Raw genomic sequence first — 24,966 nt, forward strand, 5'->3', positions numbered from 1 at the left:
AAAAAGATGAAAAGCAGCCCTAATCGGTCAAGAAAGGCCAGACACCGGCGAATGAACTAATCTATCTGTTTAAAGAAGTCCAAATTTCAGGTTGCCAGGTTATTGGCATGTAAAAGGAAATCTGTCCTCAGGAAAATGAAGCTCTCAGCAGCAAGCTGACGGGGTATCTGCAAAGGATTTTATTTTATCGCCTCAAGAAGCGGGGTATTTAACTGCGCACCCGCTTTCATCGGCATTGTTCGACTATAAAATTTCATTTCGTGAACTCATGAAATTTAAGTCTCACGAATAAATCTGAAAGTAAGGATTATTGAATTTAAGCCTTACTATATCAGAACCTAAAAGGAATGGAAAAAACTAGCCGGACCAATGGTGAAAACCAATAGGCCGTAGAGACTGTGCTCAAGCACAACGATCGTAAACGAACGATGCCGCAGGTAGGTAAAAGAGAATAATAGGCTTGCAATGAAAGTAAACACCAATACAACCCAGTTGTTAAAAACAATATGGGAATAGGAAAACAGCAAGGCATTTACCAGCATGAGCAAGTTTCGGTTGGCAACCAGTCCCTGAAAACGATGGTAAAAGTAAACCCTGAAAACCAATTCCTGGGGTATTACAGAAACAAACGGATAGGCCAGTACCGTCATAGCCCATAAACCAGTAGCATGCGCTGGCAAAGCAAAATATTGTGCGGGGTAGAAAAACCAGGTGAAGGTAAGCAGAAAAATAATCATGAGTGAGGTGCGCCACAGGATCATACGCCAGGCCCTGAAGCCATTCAGTCTGAACTGCCTCTTCTTAAATGTCTTATCGCGCAACAAGACATACAAAAACACTCCAAACACCAGCAAGAGTGCCACAAATTTTAGTCCGGGATTCTGACTGTATTTCAGTAGCAGAGGTAAACCGATGTACAAGAGAAGAAGCTCGAACCAGCGAATTATTTTCAAATGCAACGAAAGCATCTTTAGCAGTTTTTTCCGAAGAGGGTTACCTCCTTTAAGTTAGTAAATTTTACGCAGTTCCGATACTATGTGACGCAAATAAAGAGCCATTTAGCAGCTGGTTTTTATATCAGATTTAAAAAAACTTATTTGGACCTGGCTGTCGATAGGTATACCAGTTTATTTACTGGCAATTGTCTCTCATTTTTTGTACCTTTTATTACTTTTTCAAACAAAAAAACACCTTTTAACACCGAATCATTATGACAAAGAAAAAAATTACCGTGGCGGCCCTGGCCGAAGAACTGAAACTTAGGTTAAACAAAAACCAGTCCATCGACTGCTGCAAGACAGAGCTTTTAAGTCTGGCCAGCCTTGCTAAAGAAAAGATGGGGAAAGAAATGATCGAAGTGAACTGGAAAGATTGATCGCGAAACCCCTTTTATTTCATCGTTTTAACTTGATCTTCAGTAATAGTGCTGTGAACCAGGAAAAATTGACCAGCACTTATTAAACATAAACAATACTGATTCAGCAAATTACACATTGCAGTGGATTCGCTTTCAAATTAAATTAAAATTGAAGCAAACAAAAAACTATCGTTTATCGCTGTATTGATAATTGGCGAATCCAAGCCCTTATAGCTATACCGCTTATAACATGCCGTTTAAATGCCAATTGTATTTAGTCCAAAAAAATATATTCAGGGCTATATTTATTTTTTTAACTTTGTTAACTAATCAAAATATTAAAGTATGAAAAAAGTTATTTTCGCCAGTCTATTCACCTGCATGTGCTTTGCTGGCAATGTATTTGGTCAGGCCAGAAGTGAATTAAATCTTGGCTTAATCGGTGTTAACTATGAAATCCCGGTTCATCAAGATATCACAATTGCTCCAGGTGCATCGACTAATTTTGACCTCAACTGGTTTACCGCCAACATTAGAGCAAATTACTATTTTGATAATTTATTTGGCATAACACATGAGTCTTGGGATGTTTATGGAGGTGTTGGAGCAGGTTATGCATTTTACATTGGAAGTGATAATGAAAGCAGCAATTTCGATATAGGTCTGCATGCTGGTGGAAGATGGTTTTGGAATGATAAATGGGGTGTGTATTTTGAACTTGGTGGAGCAAGCACTCAAGGAGCAACAGGTGGAGTTGGATTGACTGTTAAATTATAATCAGATATTTTTAAGAAAGTCTTTACTGAAATTAATTTCAGAAGACTTTCTTAAACTCATTTCTTTTGCCTTTGTGTGCTATTTTAAACCCGAGTTTATTCATTGGGGATAACCAAAGTTTGTAGAACGGTTTTTTTATGTCATGCCCGTTTCTACTAAACTTATAGAGAATTTCTCTCACCCAGCCACCTTCCTAATTCCTCTTTATACCCTTAACGATCCGCGAAAACCCCTTGCACCATAGTAAGATTCTGCTCCATTGTGGTAAACAAACACATGGTTGTAACGTCTATCGCAAAAAAGAGCGCCTCCAAGTTTTCGAATCTCAGCAGGTGTTGTTACCCAACTCGATGTTTTGGTGTCGAAATTTCCGAGTTGCTGTAACTCCCTGTATTGCTTTTCTGTAAGTATTTCGATGCCCATTGAAGCTGCCATGTCCATGGCATTGTTCTCAGGCTTGTTTTCTTTTCTTGCTTCCAGCGCCTCGCGGTCGTAACAAATGCTTCGGCGCCCTTTCGGACTTTCTACCGAGCAATCGTAAAAAATGTATTCGCCGGTTAAGGTATCGAAAGCCACTACGTCCGGCTCCCCACCGGTGGTTTCCATCGCATAGAGCGACCAGATTTTTTCAGTATCCCCTTCCAGTCTTCTAAGCACATTAACCCATTCTAAGCCTTGATGCCGGTTCATATTTTTCTCAAAACGGGCTTTCAATGTGATCAACATTTCTCCCTGTTGCTCCATTGTCAGTTGAATTTTGTGATTCTTTGTCATGATTTGTTTTTTTGCTATTCACTTCTGTAGTTAACTGTTTTTTGCTACCCTAGCATGTAGAAAAATTGTTTTGTGGAATTTGCAAATCGTAACCTATCAATCGGTATAACTATATTTAGAACGGGTATCCCAAAGAAATGTTCAGGATCAGATTTTCCTTTCGCCAATTGGGATTATCAAAACCAATGTCTTTTACAACCCAGTTGCTGCCGTTTACCTCGTAAGGGAAACGCAATGGCCAGGCCCAGTCGAAGCGGATGACAAGGGGGTCGAATTTAATCCGTAGCCCCAAACCCGAACTTACTGCCAGTTCATTTAAAAAATCAGAAGATTGAAACTGGCTACCAGGGCGGGCTTCATCCTCATTGACCAACCAGATATTGCCGGCATCGATAAACATGGCACTGTGCAACACTCCCCATAAAGGAAAGCGGTATTCAGCGTTTAATTCCAGTTTCAGGTCGCCTGCCTGGTCGATAAAGCCATCCGAATCTGTTTCGGTCTGAAAAGTACCCGGACCCACCGACCGTGCCTGGAACCCTCTGAGACTGTTCGTGCCTCCCACATAAAACTGCTTGATATAGGGCATTACCACCGAATTGCCATAAGGCAATCCGGCACCGGCATTGACTCGAAAAGCCAATGAATGCTTAGGCCAAAGACGAATTGTTCGTCGAAAATCCCACACCGTGCGCAGGTATTGGGCATAGGGTAGTGTAAACACCTCGTATGGGTCTGTCGTAGATGCCGGCTGCTGCTCCACAAGTTGGGTTACAGCGCCAAGCAATAAGCCGGAAAAATCGAGGGTGATACCCATAAAAAAGGGTGTATTTAACCGATCGGCCGAGGCGCTGTAATAAAAATCGTAATTGGTACCCAGAATAAACTGCTCTTCAAAACTTCTTCGCACCGAAGGATTGCTGTCGAGGTAATCCTGGAATTGTTCGGTAGTCTCTAACAATTTGCTCAGGTTGATGTCCATTGGACTAACGCGGTGACTAACTTTTTCCGAATGCCGCCAACTATAGCGCAAGGTCGTATTCCAATTTAGCATTTTATACCATTGTACTCTTTCCTGTAAACCCCAACCCAGGTTGATGCTTGTGCTAGGTAAATTCATGCCTTTCACTCTGTGTAGTTTAAAGGGAAACAAGCGTGGAAACTGCAAGCCGGCATCGACTCTTGCCTCGTAAGACGTATTCCCTACAAAGCCCTGCCCAATCTGAGTTTCGAACCTGCCACTTGTGCTCAGCTGAAACAACTCGGCGTTTTTAAACGCATTACGCTTGGTAAATGCAAGCTGCAAACCCGGACCTGCAAAGTTGTTCGACTTGATGTTGGCATTTAATTCGCCACTGAAAGACATGTTGCTCAGTGGTTCCAAAAGAATATTGGCGTTAAGACGATCCGAAAGCGAATCGTCTTGTGTGTAGGTGATGTTGACAAACTTATATACCTGCAAGCTACGTATTTGGTTGAGGGTTTTTAGATGCACGTTACGGTTATAAAGGCTATCAGGGTGCAGGTGAATGGTGTTGATAACCACTTCTGGATTAATGTGTGGATAAGGCGTAAGGTAATCGATGTTTCCTATTCGTTCTTTATTCCCCACATATCCGGTATCGAGCCTGAAAAAGTCTTTCACAGTGACTGTGTGAATTTTAAACTTGTTGTAAGCTTCTGCAGGGGTTGTTGGCTTCATGCCCAGAGCAAGGTTAATTTGTTGGGGTTGAGTGAAGGTGTCGGCCTGAAATTCAAAATAGTCGGGACGGAAATAATAATATCCACTGTTCATTAGTGAAAATGCAATGCGATTTCTCTCTTCAAGTAGTTGATCGAACTTATAGGGCTGCTTGGTTACGAGCAGGCTTTCTGTATTTAATTGATGCTTAATGGTGGAATCGTGCACAGTACCGGAAGGAAGATAACTTTTCTCGCCAATTGCAAACGATGGACCCGTGTAGACATAAAAAATTGCCTGCTTCTGATGGCGGTCCTCCTTGAGTTTATATTCTACCCGGGCATTCAGGTAGCTTTGATTAAACAAATGCCCCTCGATAGCCTGACGGATCCGTTCTGTTTTCGTATCGCTATAGAGCACTGGGGGAGCGCCCAGTTTATACTTTAGCCAATGTTTAAATCCTTTTTCTTTTTTGGGTTCTTTGAATGCATTGTAGATACTCAGCCTGGGGCGCATCCAAAACAACTTGTTGTTCTGCTTCACAGTAGCGAGACGTTTTGCCTGATAGCTGATATCCGAAAAACCCTTTATAGCCTCTTTCTGCTCTATCTTCACCTCTCCATCCCGGGCCAGGAATTCTCCTTCGGCTAAATGCCGGGTGCCTGTGCAGCCCTCAAGAATCAGAACTACGAGCATTGCAAAAAATTCTATACGCCTATTCCTGTTCACTGTTCTGAGGTGAATTTATTTCGACATAATTTTTTCTCTTCCGGCTATCGAAATCTTTCGAATATAAAATTCCGATCCCTGTATTGGTAATATCGCCATCGAACAAATCGTAAATGGCCAGGTTATAGGCCTTTAGTTTGTAGGTTCCATCCTTGTCGATGTTGTAAAAAAACTTGTAGTCGGTATTGTAGTTCGAACTGCTCTGACCGGGATTGGTATTCCCACTCAGGTTGATGCGACTTTCCATCTGCAAGCTTACCCTGTCTTCGAATAGGTTTTTCGATATCCGCACATCCAGGTCGGTGGTGGTCTGTCCTCCTTTACGAGCATAGTCTTCATATGTATTCAGCCCCATATTCATATCGAAAAACTGAATGTTGTCGGACATGATGTTGTTCATCTGCTGAGAAAGTATACTGTTTAGGCTGTTACGTGCCGTTGCTGTAGCCACATCCGATGAGCCGGAAGCTCCCGATCCGGCATCCTGGGCAATAAATCCACCGGTAACCAGCAAAGCAAAAACCTGCATGTTCCGCTCCTGTTCACTTTCAACCCCGGCCAGTTTGTCCAGTTTAGAGGCTATCATAGGCGAATTTTTCTTGTATTCAGCAGGCAGGTCAAGCGAAAAACTCACATCGGGACTCAATAAAAGACCCGACACATTAAAATACAACTCATAAGGCAGCCTTTGGTTGTAAAGGGCCTTTTCAGCGGACGAACTACCTATCGATTCTCCCGACATCAGTGCAAGTGAGTTGGTGCGCACCACATGCATGGCCTTTAAATCGATAGTAGCATTGCTAAATGGCCCGGAAAAATAGATAGTACTTTGAGGCACTATGGTAAAGTCTTTCTGAACCATCTGGTAGAACGACATCTGGTAAAGCCCTTCCACAATTTGTATATTTCCGCTCAATTCAAACAAGCTATTTTGAAGTGTGCGGTATTGAAGTGCCCCGTTTAGTCCAAAGCGGGCAAAATCGCCCGACCGGGGATCGGTGATAATGGTATAGCGGGCAGCAGGATCGAATGAAAGGACAATGCTTGAAGGCCCAAGGCTAAACTTTGCATCGAGCGAATCGCGCACCTGTTGAAATCCTGAGGCAATAAATGCAGAGTCGCTAATAGTCTGATCCCTTTCACGAAAGCTTATCACACCCTCATTTCCTGCCTGCAAAGGGTCTTTTTCGGGAAGCAGCAAGGTCAGATTGGTTTCGTTGTGCACGTTAAGCTTTGCTACAATTTCAGGCAATTTTGGAGACCCTTCGATGCGTAAATCGGCACCGAGTACAAACTTTCCAAAAAGTTTCTTATTAAGCCCTGCCTGGGTATTCATTAACTGAAAACGATCGGTAAGTAAGCGCAGATTGAGTTTAATGTCAGTATAGTTAGAAGTAAAGATATTCCCCGAGAGGCGCAGACGATTGCCAGTTTCATCATAAATGTCCAGATCATCAAAATGCATTCCCTGCCTGGAAAATTGAATTTCCTCGTTATCTATTTTGAAATTCATTCCAAGAGTTGGAATTCTAACCACATTGTTCTTCAGGTGCAGGTTTCCTTTCAGGTTTAAGCCCTCTTCGAGTATTTCAGCTGCCATTTCGCCCAACAAGCCACCCTGAGTAATGGCGACATTGCTGGAATCGAAAAGCCCGGAATAAAGCGTGACATCTTCAATGGAAATTTTTGCCTGATGCTTTTTTTCAGCAAGGTCACCCACCGATCCGGAAAAATTTAAGTAGTCCGATCGATTTAAAATGTCAAGCTGAATTCTTGTGTTTTCTTTCCCAAGTTGATCAATGGCCAGCTTAAGGTTTCCAATGCTGCGACCTAAAATTCCAATTTCGCTAATAGAAATGACAGAATGAAAAAGCCAGACCTTTTCTGTTTCCAGCCGATAGGCTAACTCACCTGAAAGTATGCCGGAAGTTAAATAGGGTTTCTCGGCCATGCTAACAAAATTAGTAAGCATGGCAAGGTTCAACTTATTCAGTTTGATTCGAATTTCTAAGGCATTCTCTTCGAGTTGAATGGATTGATTTTCGAAGGCCAGATTTACACCCCTGGTGCTCCAACGATTAGTTCGATTGTTGTATCTCAGTATTTCTGGTTGGGTGATATGCCAGTTTTTGCCGCTTATTTGTATGCTGTCGTTCACCGAAAAGAAGAGTATGCTATCGCGACGGCTCAAATTCAAGGGTAAAATTAATACGGCAGAACCTGAATGTCCGGTTACCTGAAAAATACTTTGTAGTTCATTGTCCTTACCCCTGGCTTCTACTTTAATGCCTGAAGTACGCAACTTCTTATAACCTGTTTCGCCAAGTTCAAACTTGTATTCTGAAAGTGTTGAGTCAATATATACATTCGAACTCACCCGCGCAATAGATAGCCCTTTGTAGGCCAGATAAGGAATGGAAATATTTGCTTTTAGCAATTCCTGTTGTAAGTGGAAATGAAATTCCGCGGATTCTACGAGCAGAGAATCGAAAAATAGTTCGCTGAGTAAATGCTGCAAATTATAAGAATTCTGAACCTGACATTGGAGAATAAGCTGGTCGCCCAAAGTACCTGCCGGCCGTTGAATAGGGTCAATGTGATTTGCCAGAAAGTCTTTTAAAGTTTTACCTGTTTGATTAAAAGCTATGTTGCTCTCCAATTCAAGCTTTACCCCTTCGCCGGAAAAGCTGCCGGAAAAATAATTGTCAGAAAGGTGCCCCGCAAGGTTTAGTTGATTGAGCTGATACTCCTTCTCCTTGCTTCGAAACCGAAGGAACTCGCAATTGGCGTTAAAAAGGTTGTGCAGGCTGTCGCTGATCCTGATCATCCCGGCGATTTTGGCATCGACCAGACCCTTTTGCTTCAACTCCAAAAATCTTGATACATCGAAGCCCACTATTTCAGTCTGATATACAATAGCCAGCTGATCCGGCAAAATCGTGCCCATCGCTTTTGCATTAAGTTGAGTTAGTTCTGATTGATGGTTTAACTCCATCTCAAAATTGCCAGCAGAAAAATTTCCTGTCATTAAAACAGTATCGATCAGCAAGGTGTCAATTTCCATTTTGCTTAGACAAAGATCAAGCGTAGCATTAGATATAGAATCCCAACCTAAAAGATCAGCCGTAAGAACCATATTGCCGTTCACAGCTAAGGGGGTTTTCCCCTTTAGGTACCGCTCAAGGTGAATTTCATTTAAAGCAATCTGTGTTTCAATCGATTGGTGCAGACTATCGCCAGAAAGTTGAATGCTACCTTCCGAAAAACCTTGTAAATCGGTAAGGTAAAATTGAACACCCACGGAATCTAACCTGCCACCTATTCTCAGTGCGGCTCTGATTTCCGGAATACTGCCTGCCAACGAATCGGCCAAAGTACTTACCATAGGGCTTCCTTCGGTTAAAACAAGCTGAATAGTATCGAATAAAAAAGCTGCATTTTCAAGGCTCTGATAGTGCTGAATTGCTCCTTTTGCCTTTAAAGTGAACAGTGAGGTACTGCCTATTTCAAATTCACTTAATGTCAGGGTTTCTCCACTACCTGAAAGATTTAGTTTCCCAGTAACCACCTCGCCTTTTAACCATGGAAGGGTTTTGGTAAGAGAAGGCATAAAATACCCCAAGTCAGTTTCGGCAATTTCTCCCTCCGCGAAGAGCTTGTTGAGCTTTAAATTCTTTATATCCGGTTGCTGAAGTGGCAAAAAAACATCCAGTTCAAGTTTAATATTGCTCCGGCCAGTAGACAGTTTATGCACCTCTACTCTACCCATGTTTTTATGAATGGCGGCATCGATACTGGCATTCAGAAGCCTGAATCCATCGGCATTGTGGCATGTTAATCCACTTATCTGCGCAACAATGCCTGTATCGCGTACACTTGCTTTACGGATATCGAAATCGATGCCCTCGAAAGAAAAATTCTGTGGAGAAAAGCTGCTTGTATTCGCTTCTTTTTCTTCGAGTAACAGGGACACCTGGTTGTTTTTTCCTTTAAGTCGACCCGCCTCTATGGTCCAACCGCCAGAAAAGCTAATCTCACGAGGGGATTCGGTCGGGTTAAGCTCCATTTTCTGTTCAACCTCACCTGCCAAAAGGTCGTTCAACATAAAACTCCCTTCGTAAAGCGAAATTGACTTCACTTTAATGTTGCGTTCGTCGATATCGACAGATGCTTTGTTCCCGCTAAGCTTTGTTAGCCCGGCTGAAAGACTGCTCTTATCTCGATTATCCAACATATTAAAGTGTACATTGCTTAGCAGCATATTCCCAACCTGTATTTGAGGCGCTTTCTTTTCGATATTGTTTTCCTCTGGTTTGCGATTCACCAATGGATAGTCCTGAACAAGACGCACTTCTGTATCTTTTAGCTCCATTTTATCCAACAGCAGGCTTAAGGCATTCAGGTTGCTACCATGCAGGTCGACAGAGAAATTTCCCAGTTTGATGTCGAGATATACCGCCGATACACTGTCGTGATAGCGAAAGTCAATGTTTTTCAATTCGATGTGGCCAATGTCGATGACCATCTTTTGTTTGGTCTGCTTTTTTACCGCTTTGGGTTTTGATTTCATCAACCCGGCAATATTCAGGCTGTTGTCTTTCAATCGATAAAGCTGAGCCCTGGTGCCTTTCAAAGACAAGCTTTTAATTGCCAGTTCTTTTCTGAGTAGTGAAATAAAACCAACACGGGCAGCGAATTTTTCTACGAAAGCAATTTCATTGAACCTATCATCAGCAATGCTTAAATGATAAACAGATACCTTCCCATTCAGGCCTATTTTCAGTCGTTCGAACTCCACCGAATTAATTCCCCTTTGCAGCAATACCTTATCAATCACAAGCTCTGCAAACTGCCGCTGAACCGGAGCCAGCTGAACAAGGCCAAAAAGAAATAACACAAGAAGCAGCAAGAAATAAAAAGAATACTTTGCTATTTTGAAAAATCTCCTCATCAGGGGTTTATTACTTTTTTTCAGGCTATATGGGTAAAGTTAGCAATTAAGCGGGCATACATCGAAGAGAATTATTCACGCATGAAGATATCCTGAAAAATCATGTCGTTGAGTAATCATAAAAATACTTTTTAAGTAGAAACAACAATTTTACTTTTGCTTACGTTAAAAATATACACTCCCAAACCTACAAACATGTTATTACTAAAACCTCCTAAAACAACTCAGAAAGTCATTATCCCGCAAAAAATCAAGGACTTTCATTTTTCCTTTTCAACCTAAAAACTTACTTGTCAATCGATTTTCGAAATTACAAGACAGAATATTCTTGGTTAATTTTAACCTCGGAAATAGGCTGAAATGTAATTGTAAGGGCTAACCTTTACGAATCGAAATTGTATTTATGATAAGTCCTAAACCTATGCCTTTTCCATAAACCTAAACTAAATGCCCATCCTACCTCAACTCCGTGCTAAAAGCAAAGCACTTTTTGTTTCAATTTCCTTAATCCTTAATCTAATCCCAGGCTCTTCGCAGCAATGCATCGATTTGGGAACAGGTATATCTATGTCGAACGAAGAATATGCGCTGATAGATTTCTTTAAAAACGGTGGTCGCTGGGAGCCCATTGGCGACAATGGCCATCCCTGGTACAAAGTATACAGTCTCGATACTTTTAAGGTAGTGAATGGCGCCTATTGGCACTGGGATGCAGACTGGAGCGGTACTGTAAACAACGAAGCCTGGGGTGAAAATTGGGCAGACTGTTATATATCGTATTACGATATGATGATTGATCAGGGACTTTTTACTCCTGAAGGTTACCCGGTTCAATTTCCCCTTACGGTATATAAATACCGGCCTAAATCAGAAAATGCTTCCCAACCAATTGATCCGGGCAAGCCTGTTGCCATCAATCAAATATCCCGTCGTATTTATTTTCCGGGCGACTTGCCCCGAAATGGATGGGTGATGAAATGGGAAGGCAGTGGACGTATCAGCTTCCAGGGTATGGAGAATGTGGTGGCAGATGCAGGGACTACAGCTACACAATATGGAGAAAGCTGGAGACCGGTTGGTTCTGGATTTTGTGGATACGATTATGCCTTCGAAACTACCGATGGTGGCAGAATTGAAACCGACCTGCATTGGATGGTTCATGGTTGGGTGTTATATATTCTTGAGTCAGATCCGGCCGACCCGATACGCAACATCGTGTTCCTCTACCCGGGTTTGGAAGATGCCTATGATGCCGGACAAAAGTTTAATCCTTTGTACCTCGAGCGCATGCAGCAATTCAGCTCACTCAGGTTTATGGAATATAACAACGCCAACAACATAGAATGCAGAACATTAATGCCTTCTTCCAATCCGTTTTATCAAAGCCACATGCTTGAATGGATGCGCTGGAATGAGCGAACACCCGAAAACTGGTACGAATTGAACAATCATAGCGGAGGCAATTACGAATACATTATCGAGTTGGCAAACCTTACTGGCATTGACCCCTGGGTGAATATCCCCTATTGTGCAGATGAAGCCTATGTGGAACAACTGGTAAACCTTTTTATGGACCGGCTGAACCCCGACCTCACACTCTATCTTGAAGTAGGGAACGAAATGTGGAACTTTGCACAAGGCTTTTCTGGCTTTCACTGGCAGGCAGCTAAAAGGGTAACAGAATATCCGGGGTTGGGCGATGTAGAAGCCCGGGGCGCACACATTAACCGGATATTTGGCCGGGTAACCAGCGTGGCCGGACCCAGAAACCTGCCGCGGATTAAAAGGGTGTATGGGGCCTTTCCGCGGTATACAGATGTAAACAGCCGTACCCTTCACCTGGTTGATCCGGAAAATTGGGATGCACTGGCCACAACCTGGTATTTTGGCCTCACTCAAGACAACAACAGCAGCAACTCCTGCCGCGATGAGGCAAGTGGAACCAACTGGCGTTCTGTTTTGTACAACTGGTTTCTGTCCAACGAGGGCGACCAGGCCGGTTTTAACCAGATGTACCGCAATTGTGTGTTGAACGAATTCAGGTGCAATGGCGGGTATGCGAATAACTCCGATGTGTTGCTATCGAAATATTTCAACAAAGACATTATCTGCTACGAAGGAGGAAACCATACTTTTTACGGATGCGAAAATGGACCAACAGGGGGACAGTTGCCAGGCGAACGTGATTTCGACAGTCCTACTTATCCCGATTATATAACCGATAATTCCTTCATCAATGCTGTATGCCTGGCCGATCAGTCGGAAGAAATGGCCGATATCTACAACGAAATTATCGATAGTCTTCAGTCAGCCGGTGTGCGGTTAGCCAACCACCTTTCTTTTGCCGGGCGCTCATCGTGCTATGGGGTGTGGTCCTTTATTCAACCCCGCGATATGGATGAATCTTTAACCTATCTGCTGGCTCATTACCCAAAATTCAGAACTTTTTCAGAACGCATTGCTTCCGACAACTGCGATGCGCTAGAAGTAATTCTCGACACCAACCTTGTAGGGCCTGGTTTAGCCATTCTGCTCGATGGACTGGACGATTACATTGAGGGGCAGGATAATTTCGTGCCTGACGAATCGGGCAATTACACGGCCGAAGCCTGGTTCAATCCTATCTTTACTAACACCGAACAGGTAGTGCTCTCATTTAGTAACGAGGGCGCAAATGATTATTATAACCATGTTGTGGTACGGGCCGATGGCCGTCTGGTTTGGGACATTGGAAACAATTCTGTCAGTATGGCCAAACTAATTGGCCCTGCACTATCAGCCGAGAAATGGAATCACGTGGCGGTTGTAAAAAATGGAACTCGCTACACCCTTTACCTTAACGGCTTTGATGTGGCAAGCAGCAATTTCTCACTTTCCCCGGTAACACGCACCAATTTCACAATAGGTGCCTCCGTAAGCAATTTGGTTCCTACTAATAATTTTACAGGCTATATCGACGAGGTACGTCTCTGGAATAGTGCCAGATCGATTGGCGACCTCAGGGAATTTATGTGTAAAAAAATAAACTCAACCATACCTTCCTATTCAAGTCTGCGCGCTTATTACCGCTTCGACATGCCTGATTATGTTACTTTCAGGGTTTATGATCAGACCACCCAAACTGCCAACGGACTTTTGCACAATATAACCATTACCGACCGCTCGCGCTATGCCATATCAGGTGCCCCTCTGGGCGATTATAGCCGCTTTCGATACGAAGGCAATTGGAATGGTGTTTCATTAAGTATTGCCCATCCGCAGGGAGACTTACTCGCCGTTTCGAACATTGGAGAAGGATCTCCCAACGGGGTGCATTTGTACATCATCGAAGGGGAGTCTCATTACAACAATCCGCCATTATACTACGAGGGAATATCTGACGAACGGGTTTTTGGTGTGTTTTTGGCCAATGGCACCCATCCAAACTACGATATCACTTATGTGTATGCCGGCAATCCGGATGCTTTGTCAGGAGCGGCTGAAAGCGATCACCGGCTGCTAAGAAGGAACATGTATAGCGAAGAAGAGTGGTTGCACTCGGGTGCCGATATCGACCTCACCTCCAATTTGCTCCACCTGGCCTGCAAAGAACGTGAAAGAGGAGAGTATAATCTGGCTTTTCGTCACGAAGTGGTTTCTCAAAGACCCGGATCGGGTATGGCACTGAGTAACAACCAGGCACCTACAGAAGAAAACCATGGCTTGATCAGGTACCTTGACATTGATGACTACACGGTTACTTTCTGGGCCAGGGGTTGGGGCACCGCCTTTAATTTCAGCGATATGTTGGGCTTTGGTTTACATAGGTTCACCATCAACATAAACGGCGCAAATGGATTAAATTGTGGCATAAGAAATTCAACATTATGGAGTAATCAAGACCTTGGAACCAATTCTGCACATGCCACTACCACCGAATGGGTACATTATGCTATTACACGCCGTGGAACTGAAATTACTATTTATGCGAATGGCATCCAAATACTGAAAGACCAGTTTTCTCACAGTATGAATTTTAAAGAACTCCGATTGTTTCACGATCCTACTTATCAGGCTGGTAATTACCCTGGTGGCGTTTGTAACCTGGCAATGGATGAGTTTACTGTGTGGAACACAGCACTCGACCAGAATACTATCCGCGAGTGGATGTGTAAAAAGATTAACCCTGAAAACCCTTTTAGTTGTGAAAATCTGGTGCTCTATTTCAATTTCGACCAGGGAGCCGGAACTATCTTAGAAGACAAAAATGGCCCATCGGATATTGAATTGGTTTCTGTAGCCGAAGGGTTTCAATACATATCGTCGGGAGCTGCGGTGGGTGACGTAAGCCTTGCTAACTACATCACCCCACAAAGTCTTGTTTTCGTTCACCCCGACGGCGATTCGCTTTTAGCAGAAAGAACTTCAGGCTCTTCGACAGGCATACACATTTACCGTACCGACTTTATGCCACCAGTACCGTCGAATACAGACAATGCGCTGATAGAATCGATGGACTCATCGCGTTACTGGGGAATATTTGCGGTTCATTCATACAATACAAATTGTCAATACCGGGTAGCCAATTATTATTCTCATAATACGCAGGTAAATATGGCCAACGAAGATGAACTTCGCTTGCTAAGTCGTTTCGACAATGCCTCCATTCCATGGCTTTCAAATATTACAGAATTGCCCAATCTGAGTAATCATTCAATTACGCTATTTAACCAAATTCGGGGTGAGTATGTGCTAGGAGGAACAACCGAACAAACCTTTAATGAATATTTAGCGCCTGACCAGCCTATATTTCTGCCTGACTCAAATAACACAAACCCAGACACTGTTTGCGGAAACAGCACCGGCTTGCTCTTTGCCCTGCAGCCCGATCCCTATGCAGAAAGCTATAGGTGGACCATTCCGGAAGGGCTGGATGGTTTTTCAACAGGCGATACCATAATCCTGAATGCCTCCTATACCGGCAGTGATACCATCACGGTTCACTTATCGGTGGTGGCTATAAATGCTTATGGTGAAAGCAACTCAACCTCCTACGCTGTTTTCATGCTACCAGCTCCTAATTTAGCAGATGCCGGTCCGGATCAGGTGCTTATACCACCTTTAACGAGCACCTCCCTTGAAGGAAACCTGCCCTCTGCCCTCGAAATTGGATTATGGGATTTAAACTACGGCACAGCAACTATCCTTCAACCTGACAACCCCACATCGGCAGTGAGCGGAATTGGCCTCGGTCAAAACAGCCTGAGCTGGTCCATTTCCAATGAGGTATGCCCACCATCGTCAGACAGCATGCTTATTCTTCTTGGTCCGCCTCCGACCAATATTGTTTTGTCGAATGGAAACCCCTTGCCACGTATTCTTTGCGAAGGCCTAACAATTGTAGTAAGAGCAATACCTGCCGAAAATGTACCCAATAGCGGATATTCCTGGACCTTGCCAGATGGCATTGTGATGCTTTCCCAAGGGGCCGACACGGCTCTCCTGCAAATCACAGACGGTATTGGAGGCTCTATTGAGGTAGCCACCAACTACAATGGCACACTCTCCGAAAGATTCCGGTCGCCTACAATCAATATCAATCCACAGCCTAATGTACCCGTATTTTCCGAGGCTCCGGAAATATTGTGTCTTAATGTCGATGAAAGAGCGAGTATCCGTTTCGATGCTACAATCGATTCGGTAAGCTGGCATTTACCCACAGGCATTTACCCGGTCGATTATCCTTTGTCGACCTCTGAATCAATCAACATACAGGCTTTGGAAATTATTACAGGGTACATATCGGCGAAAGTTTATAATAACGGCTGTACAAATACGGAGGCGGTCGATAGTTTTGCTTTTGAAGTGAATCAGGCACCCGCTCAACCTGTTTTGTTTTTGGGCACAGATGGTGGTGTTGCTGATCAGTTTTGCGGCGAAGAATATGCCCTGCTATGGGTTCGAAACACCAGTCCCAATGTAGGCTATGAGTGGACTTGGGATGTATACACCAACCTTATCGAATACCTCGACAGTGCCCGGTCAGCCGCTGTTTTTCAAATGCCTGACGGAAACAATGAGATAAGGGTAAGGGCTATCGAAGGTGAAGGAACCTGCGCCGCCAGTGAATGGTTCTTATACAATGGCTGGACACAGAACGTAGATCCGGCAATAATAACCAATGTTACCATTACAGTACCAACGGGCCAGAATCCCACCCAACTATTGCCCGGAGCGGTGTATACGCTCGAAATAGAGGGAACAGGCGACTATTATTATTGGGATATCCCTCAGGGTTTTGAACTAATCGACGATGGCACTCCTCATAACAATACCAATCAGATAAGGGTTCTTGACGAAGCAGCAGGCTATCTGGATATTTACACCATAACTCTTACGGGCTGTTCAAGCCATGCATTCCGCTTTACCTTAAGCACTGCCAATGCCATATTGCCCCCCGAATATGTTTCGGGCAATCTTACCATTTGCCAGGGCGACAGACTTACCCTTGCTGTAAGTGATGTAGGGGCTACAAACTATATCTGGACCTTGCCCAACAATGCCGTTTCTACTACATCCCTGCCTTTGCTTGACATTTTGATTTCTACTCCCATGAAAGGCACGTTGAGTGTTGTGGCTACCAATGGAAACTACATCACCCCGCCTGGTCTGATGGCAATTGAAATTCAGTCAATTAATTTAACCTCTCTTGGTTTTGTTGACGAAGAAGGACAATCCGTCAACGAAATCGAAATCTGCAATGGCGATGCTGGTAAACCTATCTTTTACCGCGACATACTTGCAAGTAGCTATTCATGGGAAATAAACGGTTCAGCAATACTTTTCTCACCGCGTTGGGAGCCCGGATTCGAAGGAAATCCCAATTATGAGCTCCGAAACCGCACATCGCCGGTCGATACCATGATGCCTGTAAACTGGGAATCGTGGCGGTGCCTCAACAATGGCAGCGATGGTGGTTACATTATAGTTAATTCAATCAATGGTTGCGGAGGGGCGCATATTTCCGATTCGGTATATTACTATTGGAATGAGCCACTTTCAGCCTTTGTTCCGGAATTTATTAATGCCCCCACATCATTGTGTGTTGGCTCTAGAGCTACTTTCGAAGTTAGCCCAATACCTGGCGCAAGCCAATACATCTGGAGCTTACCCAATGGCCTTCTGGCCAACAATATTGTAACCACAGTGCCGGGTATCACCGTCGATGTGGAAAACGGCACGGGAGGAATGGTGCAGGTATACGCCATTGGCGAGGCCTGCGGTGGTAGCAACACTGTTCAGCAAACTACTGAAACTATCCAAATCTCTGGAGAAGCGATCGACTTCTACTTTATTGATCAACCCCTGGCTGCCTGCCCGGGAGACAGCCTGACTTATACTGTAAATGACATTGGTGCAGGGGCATATCAATGGTCGCTGCCTCCAGGAATGCGAACCACCTTGCTCGACGACAGCGATACCGAAGGTATTTCTATCAGCGGAAGCTGGCAACAGGAAAACTGGGCACCTATGATTAATCAACAATTCAGTTTTGCCGATAATAATGCTGAAAGAAGCATCCGCTATACACCAGAATTACAATATACAGGTCTTTACAGGGTTTCTATATCATCTTATGTGAGATACAACAATGTAACTGATATGCCGGTTCGTATTCATCACCGCAATGGAACCGATCTTCAATTTATAAACAATACTTTGCCTCCTGAGGATGGAATCTGGCGGGCGCTGGGCGAATTCGAATTTGAAGCAGGAAACTCAGGCAATGTAGAGATTCTAACCCACACAAATGGTGGAGGCATTTCGATGGCAGATGCTGTTAAATTCGAAATTCTTCAAATTGCGGATGATACTACTCTGACCCTTCCTGTGAATGGTGTGCAGGGCGGAGCAGTATGTGTTTTGGTGAATATGCCTCAGTGTGAATCGGAATATACAATTTGTACCGACCCGGTAAACTTGGGCGGAACGCTGGATACACCACAATTTATCCAGTTAGAAACTTCGGTGTGCGAAGGTCTGGAATATGCCTTTTCGGTAAACGATATTGGTGCCGATACCTACACATGGCTCCTACCCGAAGGTTTAAGTATTAATGGAGCTATCGGTGAGGTAACCGCGCAGGGCAGAATAGTTAATATCTCCATGGATAGCATGGTGACTGAACCAGTACATATTGGGGTTTACGGCGAACTTGGCTACTGCGATGTGCTTAGCGATACAAGCTACACCGACAGTATATTCTTCAATGGTACCGGATGTAGTATTTGCGACTCATTCCCGGCTAGTGTGTCAGGTTTTGAACTGATTCAACCTCAGATTTGTTCCGGATTGGGGTCAGTCATTCTTACGCTCGAAGGGGCTACTGACAACCAGGTGTACCTGATCGACTTTAATTACGATGCCACCATCGATGCCACCGGTGTTGTGCTGAACAACCGCATAAACCTTGAGAACATCGAGCAGGGCACCACTTTTTCGGCAATGGTAATCACCGAAGCCATAACCCAATGCAGTATTTATTGGTCAGACACAGGCAGGGTTAATACTATTACCCCGGCTATTGTTGTCAGCGCCATGGTGAATCAACCCAATCAATGTGGAGAAGGAGGAGAATTGATCTTAAACTTAGAGGATGGTGTCGAGGGTGATAATTATATGGTTGACTGGAACAACGATGCCGTATGGGACGATACAACAACCCTAATTATCAATACACTGACCTACAATGATATTATGCCAGGTACGTCTTTCGTGGATATCAGACTCATGCATACCCTCAATCAATGCGTATCAACTTATACTATTTCCGACACTATTCGTGAGCCTGAGGGTTTTATAATAACTTCGGCACAAAGCCACAGTCCTGAGCGATGCGACGAACAAGGATGGCTTGAGATAGATATACAAGGTGCATCCGAGGGCGATACATTCGATGTGTATTTAAGCAATACCGGAGAAACAAGCTATGAGGCCATCCTGCAAAACCAAACCCTAAACATCAGCCAACTTCCTGTCGGAAGTCAGATTGGTCCAATTGTAGTAAGTCATAGGACCAGTCTATGTAATGCTATTCATATTCAATATTTAACAATCGAGTCACCTGAAATGCCTCCAGTGGTATTGGAAAATCCCGGAAGCCTTTGCGAAAACAGTGCTCCGGTTATCCTTTCCCACGGCCAGCCCATAGGAGGAGTTTATACCCTAAACGGCGAAATGGTAAGCCAAATCGATCCATCGCTATATGAACCTGGCAACCACCTGCTGGTATATACCTTTACCGATACTAACAATTGTGTGGCATCCGATACCACTAGCCTGATCATTCACCCGCTCCCCGAAACGGGCATACAGGGTGAACAGATCTTGTGTCCGGGTCAAAGCGAGTCGAGTTATATGGCAGTGGAAGAAACAGGGAATAGTTATTTCTGGCAGGTTGTAAACGGTACCGTTTTTCCTGACAATTCCCCTGAAGTTACTGTTGCCTGGAGCCCTACAGACAATGGCAGGATAGATTTACAGATTGTTAACAGCCTTACCGGATGCAGCGATTCTGTGTCCCTGCCCATATTTTTTATCGATACGGTGCCCCCTGAAATTCAGAATTGCATAGAGGAGGTAGAATTCGAAGCCACCTTCGACGATAGTTGGTATTACATACTCACCGAAGAAGATGTGGTTCTTATACCTAACGCCCAGGATGCCTGCTCCGATAATGATTTAGATCTGTATTTTTCGGTCAACGGGCATGACTCTGTACCGGTTTCAGAACTGGTCGGATACAGATTGGAATTAGAAGCCCATCAGCAGATTATCTGGATAGCGATGGATCACTCACAGAACATCTCTAGCTGTGTAACAGATATTCAGTACACAATTAACACAAGCCCACCCTCTGCCTTCTCACCTAACGGAGATGGGGTTAATGATATCTGGCAGATGGATTTCCTGCTCACCTATCCTAATGCAGTGGTAAAAGTATTCGATCGCTGGGGACTGCTTGTCTACCAAAGCGAAAGTGGTTATCCTGAACCGTGGAACGGTATGCAAAATGGCAAAGTATTACCGGTTTCGACTTATTATTATATCATCGACCTGGGCAATGGCAGCAGCCTTTTAAAGGGTTACTTAAACATTCTGTACTAATTAAAACAGTTATGAATTTTACACAAAAGATACGCGGTCAATTTCTCTGGTCGAATAGTTTTCCATTGAAAACACTCTTTATGAGTCTATTCATATCAGGTTTCGTTTGCGGAAATATAGGCTGCCAGGAAGTTCCCCGCTTTAGCCAGTATATGATGAACGAATTTACCATTAATCCGGCTGTTGCCGGCGACGATGGCATGTCGACCTTTACAGCAATGGCAAGAAATGAATGGTTTAACCTTGGGAATGAAATGCGCACACCCCGAAATTTTTGCGCAAGTGCCCAGACAAGAATTTTAAAAAGTAAAACACAGGTTGTGAAAGGTAGGTCTCAGAACCGGATAAAAAGCGGCTCGAACGGCAGGCTGGGATTCGGTGGCGTTGTTTTCGCCGACAATAGCGGTGCATTAAGTACTTTAACAGGGCAATTGGCCTATGCCTATCATATTCCGATGCAAGCCTCGCAATTATCATTTGGCCTTTCGGGTACGATAAGTCAGATCAGCTACAATGCTGCCTACCTCGATTTTTATGACAACACCAACGAACCCATGCTGGTAGTAGCCAACTCCCCAACCTATATACCCGATTTCAATGCGGGTATCAACTTTATGAATTCACACTATCATCTCGGTCTTTCGGTCCAGCAAATTTTACAATCACCTGTAATGTTCGGCAACTCGGAAATTAATTACAAATCGACTGATCTTGGATTTCGCCGAAGCTGGAATTTGCTTGGAGCTGCCTATCTATCTCTTGAATCAAATCGCAACTGGCAAATCGAACCCTCATTCTGGTTAAAAATGCACGACTTTATTCGCATTGGTGGCGATAAAAAATCTCCAGCTGCGCAACTTGACCTTTCTTTAAAAATGTTCTATGAGTCGAGAATATGGGCCGGACTATCTTATCGAACCGTATCAGATATTGTGTTAATGGGAGGGTTCAGGATAAATAAAATATACTTTTCATATGCATTCGACTATGGCTTCAATGAGTTGTCTGCAGCAACATATGGTTCACATGAAATCTCTTTTTCAGTCAAAACAGGCGATCAGGCACGCCGTTATAGATGGATGGAAAGGTATTAGATCATCTCTAATTTTGCGGGTCAATGACTCCATCTGCAAATTTGAAACTCCTTTCTGGTATGAATTGTTTTTCTGAATAGGAAACAAAATTCTTTCAATAAACACTTACTTTTGCAGTTCGATAAAAAAAACCATGAGTATAGAAAAAGAACTGCAAACCCGAAGCGGGTTGAAATGCGAATTGTGCAATGCCACAGACAATTTAAGTGTTTATGAGGTTAGCCCGGCTACCAAAAAAAGTGCCGATACCTGTGCCATGCTTTGCAGCAACTGTAGCAGCCAGATCGATTCTTCCGAAACCCCGGATGGTAACCATTGGCGCTGCCTGAACGATAGCATGTGGAGCCAGGTGCCTGCTGTGCAGGTACTGGCCTGGCGTATGCTTAACAGGCTCCGTGCCGAAGGCTGGCCTCAGGATCTGCTCGATATGCTCTACCTCGATGAGGATACCTTGACTTGGGCGAAGGCTTCAGGTGATTTTTCTGCTGACGAGGACAAAGTAAGCCATATCGACAGCAACGGGGTTACACTGCAGCAGGGCGATACCGTAGTGCTGATAAAAGATCTGGACGTAAAAGGTGCCAGCTTTACCGCCAAACGGGGCACAGCGGTACGCAACATTTCGCTGGTGCACGATAACCCGGAGCAAATCGAAGGCCGGGTCAATGGCCAGCAAATTGTTATCCTTACCAAATTTGTGAAGAAAACAAACTAAGTAGAAGAAAAATAATGAAGTGAATTGGAAAATATTGAAGCTAAAAAAAGGCTGTCCACACCGGACAGCCTTTTGCTTTTTACACTAAAAAACCACTAATACCTATAATGTTCAGGCTTGTAAGGGCCTTCGACTTTTACACCTATGTAATCGGCTTGTTGTTTGGTAAGCACTGTAAGCTCTACACCCAATTTGGCAAGATGCAAACGGGCTACTTTTTCATCCAGAATTTTTGGCAAGGTATATACTTGTCCGTTTTTATAGTCGATGCCCGAAAGGGTAGCTTGTTTTTGTGCATTTTTCCAGAGATCGATCTGAGCAATGGTTTGGTTGGTAAAACTGGCACTCATCACAAAGCTGGGGTGGCCAGTGGCACATCCGAGATTGAGCAGGCGGCCTTCGGCTAAAACAAGCACACTGTGTCCATCGGGGAATATCCACTCGTCGTATTGTGGTTTGATGTTGCGGGTTTTAATACCGGGCACCTTTTTCAGACCGGCCATATTTATTTCGTTATCAAAGTGCCCGATGTTGCCAACAATAGCACGGTGCTTCATTTTGGCCATGTGTTCAGACGTAATGATATCAAAGTTTCCGGTAGTGGTAATAAAAATATCGGCCGAAGACAAAACGCTTTCAAGTTTTTTTACTTCGTAGCCTTCCATGCTGGCTTGCAGGGCACAAATAGGATCAATTTCGGTAATCACTACGCGTGCTCCCTGGCCACGCAGGGATTGGGCACATCCTTTACCCACATCTCCATAACCGCATACTACAGCCATTTTACCCGACATCATTACATCGGTGGCACGGTTTAAGCCATCCACTAAAGAGTGACGGCAACCATAAAGGTTATCGAATTTCGACTTGGTAACCGAATCGTTTACATTGATAGCCGGAAATGGCAATGTACCATTTTTCGACATCTCGTAAAGACGGTGAACTCCTGTAGTGGTTTCTTCCGATACGCCTTTTATCGAGTCGCGGGTTTTTCTCCATCGGTCGGGGCTCTCTGATTTCACACGATGAAGCGTTTCCAATATTACACCCCACTCTTCAGAATCTTTTTCAGAATTAAAAGCGGGTATGCCTTTGGTTTCAAATTCTGCACCTTTAATCACCATCATGGTAGCATCGCCGCCATCGTCGAGAATCAGGTTAGGGTAACCACCATCGGGCCATTGCAATGCCTGCTCGGTACACCACCAGTATTCGTCTAATGTCTCGCCTTTCCAGGCATACACAGCAACACCAGTTGGATTCTCAGATGTGCCATTCTTACCCACCGCCACAGCAGCGGCAGCATGGTCCTGTGTCGAAAATATATTACAACTTACCCATCTTACATCGGCACCCAGTTCCACAAGGGTTTCAATGAGCACTGCAGTTTGTACGGTCATGTGCAAACTACCCATAATCCGGGCTCCTTTCAGTGGCTTTTGTTTTCCATACTCCTCGCGCAAAGCCATAAGGCCAGGCATTTCGGTCTCGGCTAATTCAATTTCTTTCCGTCCCCAGTCGGCCAGATTGATGTCGGCCACTTTGTAGGTAATTCTCTCTGTCAATGTTGTGTTTCCCATTTCTAATTTTAATGCTTTTTCTTATTGAAGTAATTTAAAATTTCTATACGATCTGTTTCAATTTGTTTCTTTAAGAGATCGAGGTTTTCGAATTTTTTCTCGGCTCTGATACGCTTAAAGAAATGCAAAGTTAAATGTTTGTCATACAAATCTTGTTCTAAATCGAAAAAGTTTGCCTCCATTACCTTGTGCCCACGGTTATCAACAGTAGGACGGGTACCAATGTTCAACATACCTTTAAAAAGCTTTCCATCAATGTTGGTTTCGATGGCGTAAACCCCTTCGGCTGGCAGCAGTTTGTAGATTTCGGGCAACTCAATATTGGCGGTCGGAAAACCCATTGCCCTACCAAGTTTATTTCCATGTATCACATTGCCCGAAACAGTATATGGGTAACCAAGCATAAGGTTGGCATGCTCCAGGTCGCCATGTAAAATAAATTGTCTAATGCGCGAAGAACTTACTCCCTCGCCATCGATTTCAATCTTCTGAAGTTGTTCGGTTGTAAAACCAGCTTGCTGGCCATAATTGCACAAACTCTCATAACTACCTTGCCGGTCTTTTCCGAAGTGATGATTAAACCCAACAACCAGGTGCCGTACCCGAAGTTTTTCTACCAACACACGGTGAATAAACACATCGTAAGGCAAGGCTGCAAATTCTGCTGAAAAGGGTATTAACAAAACCTGGTCAATGCCTGAATGCTCAAGCCTTAACAACTTCTCTTCCAAAGTAGAAAGCAACTGAAGACCAGCAGCATCTTTGTTTAAAACGTATCGGGGGTGGGGCCAAAGTGTAACAAGCGTGCTCAAGGTTTGATACTTTTTCTTTATTTCGTCAAGCCTTCGGATAATTTGCTGATGCGCCAGGTGCACGCCATCGAAAATACCAATGGTTGCCACTGTATGTAGGGGTATTTCGGCCGACAAATCTTTATAAAGCTTCAACCTGAAGTGTTTTTTCTTGAATGTGCAAATTTAGCAAAAAGAAGCAAAGGTCGGAATCAAATTGAAACCATAGATTTTTAAAGGTTGAAGAGTCGATTCCCTTTTTTTTTATTACGGCCGGAAATTATCCCTGCACATTCGCTATCTTTAAAGGCTAAAGCATCGAAATATGAAACCCACATGTTTTAGCTAACACAAACACATAAGTATTTATT

General features: G+C 43.9%; 11 protein-coding genes. 5 read left to right on the top strand and 6 right to left on the bottom strand.

The features are described from left to right. Positions 1-338: 338 nt before the first annotated feature. Complete coding sequence (locus tag IPM71_06050; protein QQS52295.1) at positions 339-968, bottom strand: CPBP family intramembrane metalloprotease; 630 nt, start codon at positions 966-968, stop codon at positions 339-341. A gap of 242 nt (positions 969-1,210) precedes the next feature. On the opposite strand from IPM71_06050, the gene IPM71_06055 reads away from it, so the two are divergent. Both IPM71_06055 and IPM71_06060 read left to right on the top strand, forming a co-directional pair. Beyond that, positions 1,211-1,375 (top strand): hypothetical protein, encoded by a 165-nt coding sequence (locus IPM71_06055; GenBank protein ID QQS52296.1) that lies wholly within the window; start codon positions 1,211-1,213, stop codon positions 1,373-1,375. Between the two features lie 327 nt (positions 1,376-1,702). Further along, positions 1,703-2,134, top strand: a complete 432-nt coding sequence (locus IPM71_06060) for a hypothetical protein (GenBank protein QQS52297.1) — start codon at positions 1,703-1,705, stop codon at positions 2,132-2,134. A 204-nt stretch (positions 2,135-2,338) separates the two neighbouring features. On the opposite strand, the gene IPM71_06065 is transcribed toward IPM71_06060, so the two are convergent. From IPM71_06065 to IPM71_06075, 3 genes are all read right to left on the bottom strand, one after another. Continuing rightward, a complete protein-coding gene (locus IPM71_06065; GenBank protein ID QQS52298.1) occupies positions 2,339-2,908 on the bottom strand; it encodes a DUF4256 domain-containing protein in 570 nt (189 codons plus the stop codon). 115 nt (positions 2,909-3,023) lie between these two features. After that, positions 3,024-5,285, bottom strand: coding sequence for a BamA/TamA family outer membrane protein (locus tag IPM71_06070; protein QQS52299.1), 2,262 nt, complete (start codon positions 5,283-5,285; stop codon positions 3,024-3,026). Positions 5,286-5,304: 19 nt separating this feature from the next. Beyond that, positions 5,305-10,269 (bottom strand): translocation/assembly module TamB domain-containing protein, encoded by a 4,965-nt coding sequence (locus IPM71_06075; protein ID QQS52300.1) that lies wholly within the window; start codon positions 10,267-10,269, stop codon positions 5,305-5,307. Between the two features lie 447 nt (positions 10,270-10,716). On the opposite strand from IPM71_06075, the gene IPM71_06080 reads away from it, so the two are divergent. The 3 genes from IPM71_06080 (at position 10,717) to IPM71_06090 (ending at position 22,224) form a co-directional block, all read left to right on the top strand. Further along, positions 10,717-20,415: a gliding motility-associated C-terminal domain-containing protein gene (locus IPM71_06080; GenBank protein ID QQS52301.1), complete on the top strand. Its 9,699-nt coding sequence runs from the start codon at positions 10,717-10,719 to the stop codon at positions 20,413-20,415. Positions 20,416-20,426: 11 nt separating this feature from the next. Continuing rightward, positions 20,427-21,509 (top strand): PorP/SprF family type IX secretion system membrane protein, encoded by a 1,083-nt coding sequence (locus tag IPM71_06085; GenBank protein ID QQS52302.1) that lies wholly within the window; start codon positions 20,427-20,429, stop codon positions 21,507-21,509. A gap of 133 nt (positions 21,510-21,642) precedes the next feature. Next, a complete protein-coding gene (locus tag IPM71_06090; protein ID QQS52303.1) occupies positions 21,643-22,224 on the top strand; it encodes a PhnA domain-containing protein in 582 nt (193 codons plus the stop codon). A gap of 95 nt (positions 22,225-22,319) precedes the next feature. Here the strand turns inward: IPM71_06090 and IPM71_06095 are convergent, their stop codons facing one another. Both IPM71_06095 and IPM71_06100 read right to left on the bottom strand, forming a co-directional pair. Further along, positions 22,320-23,804, bottom strand: coding sequence for an adenosylhomocysteinase (locus tag IPM71_06095; GenBank protein ID QQS52304.1), 1,485 nt, complete (start codon positions 23,802-23,804; stop codon positions 22,320-22,322). Between the two features lie 8 nt (positions 23,805-23,812). Then, positions 23,813-24,751, bottom strand: coding sequence for a bifunctional riboflavin kinase/FAD synthetase (locus tag IPM71_06100; protein QQS52305.1), 939 nt, complete (start codon positions 24,749-24,751; stop codon positions 23,813-23,815). Positions 24,752-24,966 lie beyond the last annotated feature (215 nt).

The organism is Bacteroidota bacterium, assembly GCA_016699695.1.
Lineage (GTDB): Bacteria > Bacteroidota > Bacteroidia > Bacteroidales > UBA10428 > UBA10428.